At 60.2% G+C, this 15,196-nt stretch carries 15 protein-coding genes and 1 pseudogene; 9 read left to right on the forward strand and 7 right to left on the reverse strand.

The annotated features are described in order from the left end of the window. Nucleotide 1: 1 nt before the first annotated feature. On the reverse strand, nt 2-532 hold the full coding sequence (locus tag NVV94_RS24775; protein ID WP_258444915.1) for a DUF5943 domain-containing protein: 531 nt from the start codon (nt 530-532) through the stop codon (nt 2-4). 76 nt (nt 533-608) lie between these two features. Then, complete coding sequence (locus NVV94_RS24780; RefSeq protein WP_258444916.1) at nt 609-1,586, reverse strand: dipeptidase; 978 nt, start codon at nt 1,584-1,586, stop codon at nt 609-611. Between the two features lie 273 nt (nt 1,587-1,859). Between NVV94_RS24780 and NVV94_RS24785 the strand changes: the two genes are divergently transcribed. From NVV94_RS24785 to NVV94_RS24795, 3 genes are all read left to right on the forward strand, one after another. Beyond that, nucleotides 1,860-2,258, forward strand: a complete 399-nt coding sequence (locus NVV94_RS24785; protein ID WP_258444917.1) for a lysozyme inhibitor LprI family protein — start codon at nt 1,860-1,862, stop codon at nt 2,256-2,258. 82 nt (nt 2,259-2,340) lie between these two features. After that, nucleotides 2,341-3,195 (forward strand): DUF4239 domain-containing protein, encoded by an 855-nt coding sequence (locus NVV94_RS24790; RefSeq protein ID WP_258444918.1) that lies wholly within the window; start codon nt 2,341-2,343, stop codon nt 3,193-3,195. A gap of 61 nt (nt 3,196-3,256) precedes the next feature. Beyond that, nucleotides 3,257-3,679, forward strand: coding sequence for a DUF3010 family protein (locus NVV94_RS24795; protein WP_258444919.1), 423 nt, complete (start codon nt 3,257-3,259; stop codon nt 3,677-3,679). A 13-nt stretch (nt 3,680-3,692) separates the two neighbouring features. Here NVV94_RS24795 and NVV94_RS27045 read toward each other — a convergent pair whose 3' ends face one another. The 3 genes and pseudogenes from NVV94_RS27045 to NVV94_RS24805 form a co-directional block, all read right to left on the reverse strand. Continuing rightward, nucleotides 3,693-4,556: a methyl-accepting chemotaxis protein gene (locus tag NVV94_RS27045; RefSeq protein WP_408733528.1), complete on the reverse strand. Its 864-nt coding sequence runs from the start codon at nt 4,554-4,556 to the stop codon at nt 3,693-3,695. Between the two features lie 39 nt (nt 4,557-4,595). After that, nucleotides 4,596-5,354 (reverse strand): annotated as a pseudogene (locus NVV94_RS27050) (methyl-accepting chemotaxis protein); the annotation flags it as partial. A gap of 82 nt (nt 5,355-5,436) precedes the next feature. Continuing rightward, complete coding sequence (locus NVV94_RS24805; protein WP_258444921.1) at nt 5,437-6,408, reverse strand: GlxA family transcriptional regulator; 972 nt, start codon at nt 6,406-6,408, stop codon at nt 5,437-5,439. Nucleotides 6,409-6,594: 186 nt separating this feature from the next. On the opposite strand from NVV94_RS24805, the gene choX reads away from it, so the two are divergent. The 5 genes from choX (at nt 6,595) to NVV94_RS24830 (ending at nt 10,827) form a co-directional block, all read left to right on the forward strand. Then, on the forward strand, nt 6,595-7,542 hold the full coding sequence (gene choX, locus NVV94_RS24810; protein WP_258444922.1) for a choline ABC transporter substrate-binding protein: 948 nt from the start codon (nt 6,595-6,597) through the stop codon (nt 7,540-7,542). A gap of 184 nt (nt 7,543-7,726) precedes the next feature. Beyond that, nucleotides 7,727-8,611, forward strand: coding sequence for a 3-keto-5-aminohexanoate cleavage protein (locus tag NVV94_RS24815; RefSeq protein WP_258444923.1), 885 nt, complete (start codon nt 7,727-7,729; stop codon nt 8,609-8,611). Nucleotides 8,612-8,641: 30 nt separating this feature from the next. Further along, nucleotides 8,642-9,607 carry an L-carnitine dehydrogenase gene (locus NVV94_RS24820; protein ID WP_258444924.1) on the forward strand — a complete coding sequence of 322 codons (966 nt, stop codon included), beginning with the start codon at nt 8,642-8,644 and terminating at the stop codon, nt 9,605-9,607. Between the two features lie 12 nt (nt 9,608-9,619). Continuing rightward, nucleotides 9,620-10,090: a thioesterase family protein gene (locus NVV94_RS24825; RefSeq protein WP_258444925.1), complete on the forward strand. Its 471-nt coding sequence runs from the start codon at nt 9,620-9,622 to the stop codon at nt 10,088-10,090. 476 nt (nt 10,091-10,566) lie between these two features. Next, on the forward strand, nt 10,567-10,827 hold the full coding sequence (locus NVV94_RS24830) for a hypothetical protein (protein ID WP_258444926.1): 261 nt from the start codon (nt 10,567-10,569) through the stop codon (nt 10,825-10,827). A 53-nt stretch (nt 10,828-10,880) separates the two neighbouring features. On the opposite strand, the gene NVV94_RS24835 is transcribed toward NVV94_RS24830, so the two are convergent. Together NVV94_RS24835 and NVV94_RS24840 are read right to left on the reverse strand one after the other, a co-directional pair. Then, nucleotides 10,881-11,984, reverse strand: coding sequence for a GlxA family transcriptional regulator (locus NVV94_RS24835; protein WP_258444927.1), 1,104 nt, complete (start codon nt 11,982-11,984; stop codon nt 10,881-10,883). A 424-nt stretch (nt 11,985-12,408) separates the two neighbouring features. Beyond that, entirely contained in the window at nt 12,409-13,785 is a 1,377-nt protein-coding gene (locus tag NVV94_RS24840) for an L-serine ammonia-lyase (protein WP_258444928.1), read from the reverse strand. 455 nt (nt 13,786-14,240) lie between these two features. On the opposite strand from NVV94_RS24840, the gene NVV94_RS24845 reads away from it, so the two are divergent. Beyond that, a complete protein-coding gene (locus NVV94_RS24845) occupies nt 14,241-15,188 on the forward strand; it encodes a choline ABC transporter substrate-binding protein (protein ID WP_258444929.1) in 948 nt (315 codons plus the stop codon). The last annotated feature ends 8 nt before the right edge of the window (nt 15,189-15,196 follow it).

Below are 15,196 nucleotides of genomic sequence, written 5' to 3' on the forward strand. Positions count from 1 at the left end.
CTTACAACGGCTTGACGATGAACAGGCCGTCGTCGTGGCCTTCTTCCGATCCGCCGTAGACTTGCTCGGCGACAGTGCGGATCGAACTGCCCCGGGCGGCCAGGATCTGGTCCATGGCGCCGGCAAACCAGCCGGTGAACATGTAATCGACCTTGCGCCCGACCTTGCCATACACATAGACGAATGCCGAATGCTCGAGCTTGACGCTGGCGGTACCCTTCTCCAGATCGATGTCCTGGATCTTGAACAGGCCCCAGCCGCGTTGCGACAGACGCTTCATGTAGTGTTCGAACACCGCGACGCCTTCCAGGCCATGGCATTGGGCTTCTTTCTCGCACCAGTGCCAGGCGGACTTGTAGCCGGCCTTGTAGAGGATCTCGGCATAGGCTTCGGCGCCCAGCACTTCTTCGATGCCTATGTGGTTGTTGACGAAGAAATGGCGAGGTACGTACAGCATCGGCAAGGCGTCGGAGGTCCAGACACCGGTTTCGCTGTCGACTTCGATAGGCAATTGCGGGGCGATCTTGGCCATGGAAACTTAACTCCAGAAAATTCGTTGGCGGCCCCTGCGCGCACGGCAGGGGAAATTGGATAAGGGTTGGAGAGGCTTATTCGCCCCAGACATCCTTGAGGACGTTCACCCAGTTTTCGCCCATGATCTTGCGCACCACGCGCTCAGAGTGACCGCGCTTGAGCAGGGTCTCGGTGAGGTTGGGGAACTCGCCCACGGTGCGGATGCCCAGCGGGTTGATGATCTTGCCGAAGTTGGTCAGGCGACGGGCGTAGCCCTTGTCGTGGGTCAGGTATTCGAAGAAATCCTGGCCGTGGCCCTGGGTGAAGTCGGTACCGATACCGATCGCGTCTTCACCGACGATGTTCATGGTGTATTCGATGGCTTCGGCATAGTCGTCGATGGTCGAATCGATGCCCTTGGCCAGGAACGGCGCGAACATGGTCACGCCGACGAAACCGCCGTGATCGGCGATGAACTTCAGCTCTTCATCGGACTTGTTGCGCGGGTGCTCCTTGAGCCCCGACGGCAGGCAGTGGGAGTAGCACACTGGCTTCTTCGATTCGAGGATGACTTCCTCGGAAGTCTTGGAGCCCACGTGGGACAGGTCGCACATGACGCCTGCGCGGTTCATCTCGGCAACGATTTCGCGGCCGAAGCCCGACAGGCCGCCGTCGCGCTCGTAGCAACCGGTGCCTACCAGGTTCTGGGTGTTGTAGCACATCTGCACGATACCGACGCCCAGTTGCTTGAAGATCTCGACGTAGCCGATCTGGTCTTCGTAGGCGTGGGCATTCTGGAAGCCGAAGAGGATGCCGGTCTTGCCCAGCTCCTTGGCCTTGCGAATATCGGCGGTGGTGCGCACCGGCATCACCAGGTCGCTGTTTTCGCGGATCAGTTTCTGGCTGGCGGCGATGTTGTTGACGGTGGCCTGGAAGCCCTCCCACACCGACACGGTGCAGTTGGCAGCGGTGAGCCCGCCCTTGCGCATGTCTTCGAACAGCTCACGGTTCCACTTGGCAATGATCAGCCCGTCGATAACGATGCTGTCTGCGTGCAATTCGGCTGGGCTCATCAGGCTGTCCCCTTATTAGCGATTCATGCGCCGAATCGTCTGCCGGCGCTTTGGGGCCAGCATATGCCTGAGGGACAGGCGAGCCGGGTGCAAAAACGACAAGGGAATTGCCGAAAGCGTCAAAGGGCGACAAAGGGTGCCCTGCAGCCCACTAACTTCCAACCTGATGGGGCCTGATCGCTGGCGCGCAAACGCAGGCCGGCATCTGTTCTTTGCCCAACACCTAAGCGAGAATCCCCGCCAGGGTTTTGGACGACTGACGGGATGTCGCAAATGAGATCGATGGTAGTGGTGGTGTTGGCAGTGCTGGCGTTCGGTGCTCAGGCTGAAGAAGAAAGCACCCCTTGTGACAATGTGGAAACCACTGAGCAGAACTACGACTGCGTCGTGTTCAACAAGAAGACCGCAGAACGCGAGTTGAACGCTGCCTATGATGAGTTGCTCGACCGGGCAAAATCCCAATATACCGGTAATTCGGCGCAGCTCACCGACTTCACCGCCAGAATCAAGGCCGCCCAGCAACTCTGGATCAAATTGCGCGATGCCGATTGTGCTGTGGAAACGTTCCAGACAACGAAAGGTACCCAGGACTTTGATATGGCGCAGAACACCTGCCTGGCGCAAAGGAGTGATGAGCGGTCGGAGTATTTGCAATCGCTGGGGATGGAATGAAATAAGGCGCCAGGCAGAGCTGTCAACTATCAGAACTGACAGGTACACCTTGACCTGGCGATGAGTGAGACTAGGCTGACTATTGGCCTGCCCCACGGATCGCACTATGCAATCACTCGCCGCCGCCCCCACCTATGCACTAGTGATCTTTGCCGCCATTGTGGTGCTGCTCGAAGTCGGAAGGCGGATAGGCGAACGTCAATTGAGCCTCGACCCCGTAGGCGCCCGCACCGGTATCGGCGCGATCGAAGGCGCGGTTTTCGGCCTGCTGGCGTTGCTCATCGCATTTACCTTTTCCGGTGCAGCCAGCAGGCTGGATGACCGGCGCACCCTGATTACCGAAGAGGTCAACGCCATCGGCACTGCATGGTTGCGTCTGGACTTGCTTCCACCGGCCAACCAGCCAGCATTGCGGCAGTTGATGCGCGACTATGTCGATGCCCGAATTGCCTTCTATCAAGGCCTGACGGACAAGCAAACAGCGGCGCAGGAAAATGCGCGAGCAATGGCAGCACAACTGAATATCTGGAAACAGACTGTGGCCGCAGTACAGCAAATGCCAAGCCCGCCGCTGGGTATAAGCGTGCTACAGGCGCTCAATGAAATGATCGATATCACCACCACCCGCAGTGTGGCCCTCAAGACTCACCCGCCTTTGATTATCTACCTGATGCTCCTGGCGCTGATGCTGGTCAGCGCCCTGCTGATCGGTTTTGGCATGGCCGGCTCAGCCAGGCGTAACTGGCTGCATGGCACTGGGTATGCGCTGGTCATGGTCAGCGTGATGTATGTCATCCTGGATTTCGAATTTCCACGGCTCGGCATTATTCGTGTCGATCAGTTCGACCAAATCATGCTCAATCAACGCAAGAGTATGGATGAAGCAAACGCAATTATTCCCACTCTCATAGAACCGTCGCTCTATCGAAATATATAGTCACCGTCAGCCGTCTTATGCAGACTAAAGCTGTATTTCTGCGAGCTAACAAGGCGTTTCAATGAAAATCTGCGGCATCGAAATCAAAGGCAGCGAAGCGATCTTCGCCGTAGCGACTTTTCAGGACAAGGCGCCTGAACACCTCGCCGTTGCCACCAAAAAAATCGCTCTGGAAGACGACGATGAGGCTACGAACGTCAAAGCCTTCGCCGCACTCGTGGAGCGCTTCGTGAAGGACAACGGCATCGATCGCATCGCCATCAAGAAGCGCAGCAAGAAAGGCGAGTTCGCCGGTGGCCCGACGACCTTCAAGATCGAAGGGGTGCTGCAGCTGCTGAGCGATTGCCAGGTCATGCTGGTTTCGCCGCAAACCGTCAGCGCGCAGAGCAAGAAATTCGACTTTGCCCTGCCCGCGTCGCTGAACAAGTACCAGCATGAGGCCTATAAGACAGCCTGCGCGGTACTGATGAAAGCCTCCGCTTGAAGCACAGTCAGGCTTAAGTCTGGAAGAGTGAAACCGACGTCTGCATGGTCGCCGCCACGCTATCCAGACGCTGAGCCGCCTGCGCCAGATCGCGTGCGGCGCGGTTGTTATGCTGCGACATCTGGGCAATTTGCTCGACCCGTTGTGCCACCTCGCTGCTGGCCTTCGACTGCTCGCCTATGGTCTGGGAGATTTCATCGACCACCACCGCTGCACGCTGGGCGCCTGCGCGAATCTCACTGATTGATTCACCGGCCTGGCGCGCCAGATCGACACCATCATTGACCCGGCTGACCCCGGTTTGCATGCTGTTCACCGCCTGCTCGGTGCTACCGCGGATGCGCTGGATCATCCCGGTGATTTCCTGGGTCGATTGCGCGGTGCGCGCAGCCAGGCTGCGAACCTCATCGGCCACCACCGCGAAACCGCGTCCGGCCTCGCCTGCGCGCGCCGCTTCGATGGCCGCGTTAAGCGCCAACAGGTTGGTCTGTTCGGCGATGCTCTTGATCACCTGGATGATCGAGTAGATCTCCTCCGAGGACTGGCCGAGCGCGGTGATGGTGGACGAGGACTCGTTGACCGCGTCAGCGATCCGGTTCATGCCCTCGACCACCCCGAGAATCACCTGGCCACCACTGCCGGCCAGCTGTTCCGAATGCGCGGAAATGGTCTGTGCACTACGTGCGTGCTCGGCGATCTGGTCGATGTTGGTGATCATCTGTTCCATCGCCGCCGCCATGTTGGTGGCGCTATCGGACTGCTCGCCGGTGTCTTGCACCATGCTTTGCGAGATGTCGTTCAAGGCGTGTGCGGTGTGGCGCAACTGCTCACTTTCGGCACGGATGGTTTCGATCATCTGGCGCAGGTAATTTTGCATGTCCGCCAGCGCCTGTTGCAGATGACCAGCCTCGTCGTTGCTGTCGATGACAATGTTGTTGCTCAGGTTCCCCCGTGCAATCGAGCGAGCCACGGCGATGCTCTGCTCAAGCGGTCGCAGCACCGCCCTCATCAATTGGTGGCTCAACAGACCGAGCAGGCCGCAGACCATCAGTATGCCGATAACCAACCACCAGGCCGATTGCTCCACCGCGGCATCGCTGGCGCTGCGAGTGTGGGCGACTTGCTGTTCGATCCGAGCGCTGAGTGCCTCGTTCTTCTCTTCCAGTTCGCTGAAAACGCGCTCAAAAGCCGGCAGCTCCGCGCGCGCGCCCGTCGGGTCTTTCAGGGCCAGCTCGACAATTCGTTCGGTCTGACCGATATAGGCGGTGAGCGTTGGTTGCAATGCGCCGAGTTCACGCTTGATTTCGGCGTCGAGCGGCAGGTTGGCATTCGTATTCAACACTCGCTGAAAGCGCTCGGCATGCTCGCGCAGATCGCGGCGTACCTGCTCTGCCGAGGCAGCATCGGTATTGCCCGCAAGGAACGCGGTCAACACATCGGCACGCAGGGCGTCGTGCATCATGTCGCCTTCAAGATGGTTGCGTAGCGCGCTGGCATTGAGTTCTGTCTCGGCCAGAGCCGCAGCCAATCGAACCTGCCCCAGGTAGCCGATACCGCCGAGAGTAGCGGCGGCCAGCACACTGACAATGGCAAAACCCATCATTTTCTGGCGAAAGCTCATGAGGTTACCTTTTTTATTTTGGTTGGATGGCCATGGGCAGGCGTCGCTCTGCATGAGTTGCCCAGATTAATCATCGGCCTGCCCGGGTGTTCCTTGAGGTATTTCGTCGCCTCGACCAAGCGCAGCAAAGCCGGCTTCATTTGGGCAAAACGGCACTGTCCATCCCGTCGCGCTCCCGGTGCCGATCCTCCCGCGGGCAGCGCGCATACCGCGCGCGGTAACTGCGGGTGAAATACGACGGCGACTCAAAGCCGCAGGCGATGCTCACTTCCAGCACACTCATGTCGGTCTGGCGCAGCAGCTGTCGGGCCTTTTCCAGCCGCAGGCGCAGGTAGAAGTTGCTGGGGGTGTCCTTGAGGTGCAGGCGGAACAGTCGCTCCAGCTGACGCCGGGTCACGTTGATGGATTCGGCCAGGGCCAGGGTGCTCAAGGGCGGCTCGGTGTTGTGCTCCATCTCGCCAATGACCTGCACCAGCTTCTTGTTGCTGATGCCGTAACGAGAAGCCACCTGCATGCGCTGGTGGTCCTGGCGGGGGCGGATGCGGCCGAGCACGAATTGTTCGGAGACCTGGATCGCAAGTTCAGGGCCATGGGCCTGGGCGATCAGATCGAGCATCAGGTCGATGGAGGCGGTACCACCGGCCGAGGTGATGCGGCGGCGGTCGATTTCGAAGAGTTCCTGGGTCGCGTCCAGCTGTGGATAAGACTCCTTGAACGCATCCAGTGCTTCCCAGTGCAGGGTCATCCGGTAGCCGTCGAGCAGCCCGGCCTCGGCCAGGATGAAACTGCCGGTGTCGATACCGCCCAGCGTCACGCCTTCATGGTCGAGGCGCCGCAACCAATGGTGCAGCGTGGAAGTGAAGGCTTGCAGCGGCTCGAAGCCGGCCACCACCAGCAGGGTCGCGCCTTTGTGCAGGTTTTCCAGCGCCGCATCGGCGTTGACCGACATGCCGTTGCTTGCCAGCACTGCGCCACCATCCAGACTCAGCACATGCCAGCGGTACAGCTCGCCACGAAAGCGATTGGCCACCCGTAGCGGTTCCACGGCAGAAATGAAGCCGATGGCAGAGAAACCGGGCAACAACAAAAAGTAAAAGTCTTGAGACATGCGCTGAACTCGTCGACGACCTTGCAATAAGCACGGAATAGTCCAGTTAATAACGTGCAGGTCGCCACTGTGCAAGTGCTGGTCGCCACTGTGCGATTTTCCGAAGGTTTTACTGCGTAATTTGTCCACACGGTGCACAGACACCGCCCCCCTATAACAATTAGAACTGCCGTTAGAGGAGCCATCATGAAAAGACTGATCAGCTGCTGTCTGCTGATGCTCACCGGTACCACGATGCTCAGCAACAGCGCCGTCGCCGCCGAACCCGCCGAATGCAAAAACGTACGCCTTGGCGTGGTGAACTGGACCGACGTGATCGCCACCAGCGCCATGACCCAAGTGCTACTCGACGGCCTGGGCTACAAGACCAAACAAACCAGCGCTTCCCAACAGATCATTTTCGCCGGCATCCGCGACCAGCGCCTGGACATGTTCCTGGGCTACTGGAACCCGCTGATGACCCAGACCATCACCCCCTTCGTGGAGCAACAACAAGTCAAGGTGCTGGCCGAACCCAGCCTCAAGGACGCACGGGCAACCCTGGCAGTGCCGAGCTACCTGGCTGACAAGGGCCTGAAAACCTTCGCCGACATCGCCAGGTTCGAAAAGGAGCTGGACGGCAAGATCTATGGCATCGAGCCCGGCTCGGGCGCCAATACCCAGATCAAGGAAATGATCGCGAAAAACCAGTTTGGCCTGGGCAAGTTCCAGCTCGTCGAATCCAGTGAAGCCGGCATGCTCTCGGCGGTAACACGCGCCGTGAAGCGCAACGAAGCGATCGTGTTCTTCGGCTGGGCGCCGCACCCGATGAACGTCAACCAGAAAATGACCTACCTCACCGGCAGCGATGACGCCCTGGGCCCGAACGAAGGCATGGCCACGGTCTGGACCGTGACCGCGCCGGACTATGCCAGCCGCTGCCCGAACGTGAGCAAGCTGCTGAGCAACCTGACCTTCAGCGCCGAAGACGAGAGCCGGATGATGCAGCCGCTGCTCGACCACAAGGACGCACTGGAGTCGGCCCGGCAGTGGCTCAAGGACCACCCTCAGGACAAGCAGCGCTGGCTTGACGGCGTGACCACCTTCGATGGCAAGCCTGCGGCCGAAAACCTGAACCTGACCAGCAACAACTAACCCCCATGTAGCCGCTGCCGCAGGCTGCGCTCGCGTGCGAAGCAGGCGCAGGATTTCGAGATCGCCGGGGAGCCCCTGCGGGACTCCAGCGCAGCCTGGCGGCAGCGGCTACAAAACCCCATTCGCCATCTGCGCAGCCTCTTGAGGCTGTGCAACGAACAACAACGCCTGAAGGAACCCAACCATGAACCACGACGTCATCATCACCTGCGCACTCACCGGTGCTGGCGACACCACGGGCAAAAGCCACCTTGTCCCGGTCACCCCCAAACAAATCGCCGCCGCCGCGGTGGAAGCAGCCAAGGCCGGCGCCACCGTGGTGCACTGCCATGTCCGCGACCCCGAGACCGGCAAGTTCAGCCGCGACGTCGCCCTCTATCGCGAAGTCATGGAGCGTATTCGTGAGTCCGACGTGGACATCATCGTCAACCTTACTGCCGGCATGGGCGGCGACCTGGAGATCGGCCCGGGCGAGAGCCCCATGGAATTCGGCCCGAACACCGACCTGGTCGGCCCGCTGACCCGCCTGGCCCACGTCGAAGAACTGCTCCCGGAAATCTGCACCCTGGACTGCGGCACCCTGAATTTCGGCGACGGCGACACCATTTACGTCTCCACCCCGGCACAACTGCGTGCCGGCGCCAAGCGCATCACCGAACTGGGCGTGAAAGCCGAGCTGGAAATCTTCGACACCGGTCATTTGTGGTTCGCCAAACAAATGATCAAGGAAGGCCTGCTCGACGACCCGCTGTTCCAGCTGTGCCTGGGCATCCCATGGGGCGCGCCGGCCGACACCACCACCATGAAGGCCATGGTCGACAACCTGCCTGCGGGCGCGACCTGGGCCGGCTTCGGCATCGGCCGCATGCAAATGCCGATGGCCGCTCAAGCGGTGCTGCTCGGCGGTAACGTGCGGGTCGGCCTGGAAGACAACCTGTGGCTCGATCGCGGCGTGCTGGCCAGCAACGGCCAATTGGTCGAACGCGCCACGGAGATCCTCAGCCGCCTGGGTGCCCGCGTACTGACGCCCGCCGAAGGCCGCGCCAAGATGAACCTGACCCGCCGCTGATCCCGTCACCCACTCATTCAGGAATTCATAATGACTTTTATCACCGAGATCAAAACCTTCGCAGCCTTGGGCAGTGGCGTAATCGGCAGCGGCTGGGTATCTCGCGCCCTCGCCCACGGCCTGGACGTGGTGGCCTGGGACCCGGCGCCCGGCGCGGAAGCGGCGTTGCGCAAGCGCGTTGCCAACGCCTGGGGTGCACTGGAGAAACAGGGCCTGGCACCCGGCGCATCGCAAGATCGCCTGCGCTTTGTCGCGACCATTGAAGAGTGCGTGAAAGACGCTGACTTCATCCAGGAAAGTGCGCCAGAGCGCCTGGAGCTGAAACTGGAACTGCACAGCAAGATCAGCGCCGCGGCCAAGCCCAATGCACTGATCGGCTCGAGCACCTCCGGGCTGTTGCCCAGTGAGTTCTACGAGGGCTCGACTCACCCGGAGCGTTGTGTGGTCGGCCATCCGTTCAACCCTGTCTATCTGTTGCCCTTGGTCGAAGTGGTCGGCGGTAACCAGACCGCGCCCGAAGCGATCCAGGCGGCCATCAAGGTCTACGAATCGCTGGGCATGCGCCCACTCCATGTGCGCAAGGAAGTCCCTGGTTTCATCGCCGACCGTCTGCTCGAAGCGCTCTGGCGCGAAGCGCTGCACCTGGTCAACGACGGAGTCGCAACCACAGGCGAGATCGATGATGCGATCCGTTTCGGCGCAGGCTTGCGCTGGTCGTTCATGGGCACCTTCCTGACCTACACCCTGGCCGGGGGCGACGCCGGCATGCGCCACTTCATGGCCCAGTTCGGCCCGGCACTGCAGTTGCCCTGGACCTACCTGCCCGCGCCGGAACTGACCGACAAGTTGATCGATGACGTGGTCGACGGCACCAGCGATCAGCTAGGCTCGCACAGCATCAGCGCCCTGGAACGCTACCGCGACGATTGCCTGCTGGCCGTGCTCGAAGCAGTCAAAACCACCAAGGCCAAGCACGGCATGACCTTCAGCGAATAAGGCGGACCTCACATGCCAGCACTGATCACCTACAACACCCCAGTCCTGGAGGACTGGGTCGACTACAACGGGCATCTGCGCGATGCCTTTTACCTGCTGATCTTCAGCTACGCCACCGACGCACTCATGGACCAAATCGGCCTGAACAGTGACAACCGCACCGCCACCGGTAACTCGCTGTTCACGCTGGAGTGTCACCTCAATTACCTGCATGAAGTGAAGCTAGGCTCGGAGGTCGAAGTGCGTACGCAGATCATCGGCCATGATCGCAAGCGCCTGCACCTGTATCACAGCCTGCACCTTAAAAACTTCGACGAGCCGCTGGCCGCCAACGAACAGATGCTGCTGCACGTGGACCTCGCCGGGCCACGTTCGGCGCCTTTCAGCGAAGCGGTGCTCAACCGCCTGGCGGCGATCACCGCCGAACAAGTTGATCTTCCAGCCCCCGAATACATTGGGCGCGTTATCGGCCTGCCGACCTGACGACCGCGATGAGTTGCTGTCGCGGATATTGGTACTTCAGCGCTAGGCCTTCTCTCACACTCTCACGCTGCGCGTTAACTAGTGACGCGCAGCGTGAGGACGAAAAAATCAAAGTTCAGTCAGAAGAGCTTCTTTGCGCACCTTCAAGCAACGCATCGATCAACCAGCGATTCAGGCGACGCGGTTTATCTGACTGCCCCGTCGAGGCCTGTGCCAAATTACAGACAAAAAAAGACCCCGGTTAAGCCGTGACAAAACCGAGGCCGAGGTGTGAGCAATTCACGTCGTATAGAGAGGGTGACCAAACCGTCTCAACACATGCTGGATACCAGTGTGCACACTCCTCGTCCTTTCAATTTAGTCGAAAACGACCTGTTCATAGGTATTCGGGCCATTGCGACAATTCGCCCTTGCCGACGTCGTCGGGCGCCACCAGAATCGAGGCACGATCACGACCCTGAATCAGGACAAAAGCCATGATGCATGCGGATTTGATAGACCAGGAAGACCTGCTGGGACAACTGCGAGCCCTGGGTTTCGAGATGCCGGCCGGCGCCACTGCCGATCAGGCGTGCGAATGCGCCGTGCGCGGCTTGAGCGAGGCACGGGCCAAAGCGCTCAAGGGCATGGTCGAGCAGATGCTCACCGGTAACGCGACGATCCTGCCAGTGGTGCGTCAGGCCATTGATAAGCAGCTTTTGCCGGCGCTGGCGCTGTACAGCCAGAAGCACGCCTGACCTGGAGCACTGACGACACCGTGGGAGCGGCCGGGGCCGCTCCCACAGGCTATTTACAGACGCACGCTGGCGAAGGTCGACTCGTTGCGCGCCTGGCTCAAGGCCGACAATGGCCCTGACAGCGGCGACAGCACCAACGCCTGCGGAATCGGCATCATCGCCACCTGTTGCGCGGTGTTCGAACCAACACGCTCGTCACGCGGTGGAATACCGAAGTACTCGCGGTAGCACTTGGAGAAGTGCGGCGTGGAGACGAAGCCACATACCGACGCCACTTCGATGATCGACATCGGCGTTTGCTTGAGCAACTGCCGCGCACGGATCAGGCGCAGTTTCAGGTAGTAACGCGATGGCGAGCAGTGCAGGTACTTCTGGAACAGGCGCTCAAGCTGCCGACGAGAGACTGCGACGTACACCGCCAGCTCGTCCAGGTCGATCGGTTCTTCCAGGTTGGCTTCCATCAAGGCCACGATTTCCTGCAGCTTTGGCTGGTTGGTGCCAAGCATGTGCTTGAGTGGAACACGCTGGTGGTCCTGCTCGTTGCGGATGCGCTCGTAGACGAACATTTCCGAGATCGCCGCCGACAGTTCACGGCCGTGATCGCGACTGATCAGGTGCAGCATCATGTCCAGTGGTGCAGTGCCGCCAGAGCTGGTGAAACGGTTGCGGTCGAGGGTGAACAGCCGGGTACTCATGGCCACCCGCGGGAAAGCCTCCTGCATGGCCGCCAGGCATTCCCAGTGCACGCTGCAATCGAAACCGTCGAGCAGGCCGGCGCAGGCCAATGCCCAGCTGCCGGTGCACACTGCGCCCAGGCGGCGCGACTGACGCGCCTGGCTTTGCAGCCAAGTCACATGTTCGCGTGTCACGGTGCGTTGAATGCCGATACCACCACAGACAATCACGGTGTCCATGGCCGGTGCTTTGTGCATGGACGCGTCCGGGGTGATCTGCAAACCATCACTGGCCCAGACTTGACCGCCGTCCACGCTGAGGGTGGTCCAGCGGTATAGCTCACGGCCGGACAACTGGTTGGCCATACGCAGCGGCTCGACCGCCGAGGCCAGGGAAATCAGCGTGAAATTATCCAGCAGCAGAAAGCCGATGGATTGTGGCGTGCGGTTCTGGGGTTGGGCCCCGGAGTTGTACGACGTCATCGCGGTATCTCCTCACACAAAGCGGGTGATGGCCTCAGGCGGAGGCTCTTGTTATTGCCCCCATTGAAAGGGGGGCTTTGCAAACACAACGCAAATGCCATGCCTAAATTTGAATGGGCATTCAACAAATCCTGAAAACGACGTCGCGCGGTGTCTATATGGCCGCGACATTGGATGTCGCTTCTCTGCGCAAAGGCGCGAGCCAGTCGGCTTGCTTAGGGGAAGTGAGCACTTCGGTAGCACTTGTGTGTACGATGCCAAGAAACGACATGTAGGAGTGTCACCTCAAGCACAGGGGATCAACGGTCAGCCGCACTGTAGGCGGCCGACCGCTTGGGGAATGTCTCAACCGATCAAGCGCGCCAAAAGGCAGCGAGAGAACCCATCGATGGGCAAAAAAGGCGCAGCAGCGTTGATGTGAGTTTCAGCACTCGATGGCGCTGACAGCCAAGCCACCGCGTGAGGTTTCCTTGTATTTGTCGTGCATGTCGGCGCCGGTATCGCGCATGGTGCGAATCACCCGGTCCAGCGAGATGAAGTGATTGCCGTCGCCGCGCAAGGCCATCTGCGCCGCGTTGATAGCCTTGACCGCTGCGATCGCATTGCGTTCGATGCACGGCACCTGCACCAGGCCGCCCACCGGGTCGCATGTCAGCCCAAGGTTGTGTTCCAGACCGATTTCGGCTGCGTTTTCCAGTTGCTCGGGCGTGGCTCCGAGCACCTCGGCCAGACCGGCAGCGGCCATGGCACACGCCGAGCCGACTTCGCCCTGACACCCCACTTCTGCCCCGGAAATCGATGCATTCTTCTTGCAGAGAATGCCCACTGCCGCCGCACCGAGAAAGAAGTCGACGACATTGGCTTCGCTGACCTCGTCGCTGAACTTCATGTAGTAGTGCAGCACTGCCGGGATGATGCCCGCCGCGCCATTGGTGGGTGCGGTGACCATGCGCCCGCCGGCGGCGTTTTCTTCATTGACGGCCAGGGCGAACAGGTTGACCCACTCCATCGCGCTGAGGGTCGAGCCGATCACATTGGGCTTGTTCAGCTCCTGCAGGCTGCGGTGCAATTTCGCCGCGCGGCGCCGCACATGCAACCCGCCTGGCAGGATGCCCTCGTGCTTGAGGCCTTGCTCGACGCAGTCCTGCATGGCCCGCCAGAGCGTCATCAAGCCCGCGCGAATTTCCGCCTCGCTGCGCCAGACTTTTTCATTGGCCAGCATGAGTTCCGAAACGCGCAGGTTGTGGCGTTGGCACAACTCGAGCAACTCGACTGCGCTGTTGAAATCGTAGGGCAGCTGGGTGTTGTCCATGTCCAGCACGCCGCTGGCAGCCTGGGCGGCATCGACGACGAAACCACCACCGACGGAGTAATAGGTATCGCGGTGAAGCTCACCGTTGTCGCCTTCGGCGATCAGGGTCATGGCATTGGGATGGTAGGGCAGGTTCTCGTCGATCAGCAGCATGTCGCGCTGCCAGATGAAGGGCACCGGCAGCCGGCCGTCGAGCTGCAGGGTGTCGGTTTCACGCAGGGTCGCGATGTGCAGGTCGATCTGCGTTGGGTCGATCGAATCGGGCCACTCGCCCATCAGGCCCATGATTACGGCGTTGTCGCTGCCATGGCCGATACCGGTGGCCGACAGCGAGCCATACAGGCGCACTTCGATGCGCCGCACCCGCGTCAGCTCATCCCGTTCACGCAACCCCTGGACGAACAATGCAGCGGCGCGCATGGGCCCGACGGTGTGAGAGCTGGAGGGGCCGATACCGATCTTGAACAGGTCAAACACACTAATGGCCATTGTCGCAAACCTCCTGAATGAGCAGACGCCCGGCGCCAAAACGCCCGGTGACGGAGCTGCTACGCTGAAAGTGCAATCCGCCGGAATGCGCGCATCATCTGCCTTTTGCCAAGGCCTCTTACGTCTGCAACCGACCCACTCTTGCCCACTAACGTCGCCCTGCTGTCGCGGCGTTTTTTGGCCGCTTTCAAACGGTGCAGATAGCCCGAAATCGCATTTGAAGCCTGCAAAAATGCTGTAAACGACCTCATCGACACTGGATGCGACTCTGTCTGTACTGGATACGACGCACCCTGTAGGCGTTTGATTTTCGCTGTTACATGATCAGTCTCGACTCGATTGCAAGGCACTCGTGCTGCGCGGTTGCCCGACCGCCCCGCTGCGCCTCCAACCGCAACCAATAAAAGTGCGGCAGCCCTCGGGACAGCCGCCAAGAAAACACCAGGAGTCCATCCATGAAAGGTTCACCCTCGTTGTTGTTGGCCGCCATGCTGAGCTTGCCGATGCTGGCTCAGGCTGCGGAGCCCGAGTCGTGTCACACCGTCAATTTCTCCGATGTGGGCTGGACCGACATCACCGTCACCACTGCGGTGACCAGCGCCGTTCTCCAGTCGCTGGGCTACAAGACCCGCACCACCATGATTTCCGTGCCGGTGACCTACAAGTCCCTGGCAGACGGCAAGAATATGGACGTATTCCTCGGCAACTGGATGCCGACCATGGAAAACGACATCAAGCCTTATCGTGATGCCGGCACCGTGGAAACCGTTCGTGCGAACCTTGAGAACGCCAAGTACACCCTTGCCGTTCCCGAAGCACTGTATGACAAGGGCCTGAAAGATTTCGCCGACATTGCCAAATTCAAGAAGGAGCTTGACGGCAAGATCTACGGCATCGAACCGGGCAACGACGGCAACCGCATGATCCAGTCGATGATCGACAAGAACGCCTTTGGCTTGAAGGACGCCGGCTTCAAGGTCGTCGAGTCCAGCGAAGCCGGCATGCTTTCCCAGGTCGATCGTGCCCAACGGCGCGAAACCGATGTGGTCTTCCTTGGCTGGGAGCCGCATCCGATGAATACCCGCTTCAAGATGAAATACCTGTCCGGGGGCGATGAGTTTTTCGGCCCCAACTATGGCCAGGCCACCATCTACACCAACACCCGCAAGGGCTACACAGAGCAGTGCAGCAACGTTGGCCAGTTGCTGAAAAACCTGTCGTTCACCCTGAACATGGAAAGCACCCTGATGGGTAATGTCCTGGACGACAAGATGAAACCCGATGCAGCAGCCAAGGCCTGGCTGAAACAGAACCCGCAGGTACTCGATACCTGGTTGGCGGGCGTAATGACCGTTGATGGCAAGCCGGGTCTGGAGGCCGCCAAAGCCAAGCTCACGCAGTAATCACTGAC

The sequence above is a fragment of the Pseudomonas sp. LS1212 genome (assembly GCF_024741815.1).
GTDB lineage: Bacteria > Pseudomonadota > Gammaproteobacteria > Pseudomonadales > Pseudomonadaceae > Aquipseudomonas.

Bases quoted from the DNA above. Each gene is read 5' to 3' on its own strand.
- NVV94_RS24775 (WP_258444915.1), bottom strand. From the start codon at position 532: ATGGCCAAGATCGCCCCGCAATTGCCTATCGAAGTCGACAGCGAAACC.
- NVV94_RS24780 (WP_258444916.1), bottom strand. From the start codon at position 1,586: ATGAGCCCAGCCGAATTGCACGCAGACAGCATCGTTATCGACGGGCTG.
- NVV94_RS24785 (WP_258444917.1), top strand. From the start codon at position 1,860: ATGAGATCGATGGTAGTGGTGGTGTTGGCAGTGCTGGCGTTCGGTGCT.
- NVV94_RS24795 (WP_258444919.1), top strand. From the start codon at position 3,257: ATGAAAATCTGCGGCATCGAAATCAAAGGCAGCGAAGCGATCTTCGCC.
- NVV94_RS27045 (WP_408733528.1), bottom strand. From the start codon at position 4,556: ATGCAAAATTACCTGCGCCAGATGATCGAAACCATCCGTGCCGAAAGT.
- NVV94_RS24805 (WP_258444921.1), bottom strand. From the start codon at position 6,408: ATGTCTCAAGACTTTTACTTTTTGTTGTTGCCCGGTTTCTCTGCCATC.
- choX (WP_258444922.1), top strand. From the start codon at position 6,595: ATGAAAAGACTGATCAGCTGCTGTCTGCTGATGCTCACCGGTACCACG.
- NVV94_RS24815 (WP_258444923.1), top strand. From the start codon at position 7,727: ATGAACCACGACGTCATCATCACCTGCGCACTCACCGGTGCTGGCGAC.
- NVV94_RS24820 (WP_258444924.1), top strand. From the start codon at position 8,642: ATGACTTTTATCACCGAGATCAAAACCTTCGCAGCCTTGGGCAGTGGC.
- NVV94_RS24825 (WP_258444925.1), top strand. From the start codon at position 9,620: ATGCCAGCACTGATCACCTACAACACCCCAGTCCTGGAGGACTGGGTC.
- NVV94_RS24830 (WP_258444926.1), top strand. From the start codon at position 10,567: ATGATGCATGCGGATTTGATAGACCAGGAAGACCTGCTGGGACAACTG.
- NVV94_RS24835 (WP_258444927.1), bottom strand. From the start codon at position 11,984: ATGACGTCGTACAACTCCGGGGCCCAACCCCAGAACCGCACGCCACAA.
- NVV94_RS24840 (WP_258444928.1), bottom strand. From the start codon at position 13,785: ATGGCCATTAGTGTGTTTGACCTGTTCAAGATCGGTATCGGCCCCTCC.
- NVV94_RS24845 (WP_258444929.1), top strand. From the start codon at position 14,241: ATGAAAGGTTCACCCTCGTTGTTGTTGGCCGCCATGCTGAGCTTGCCG.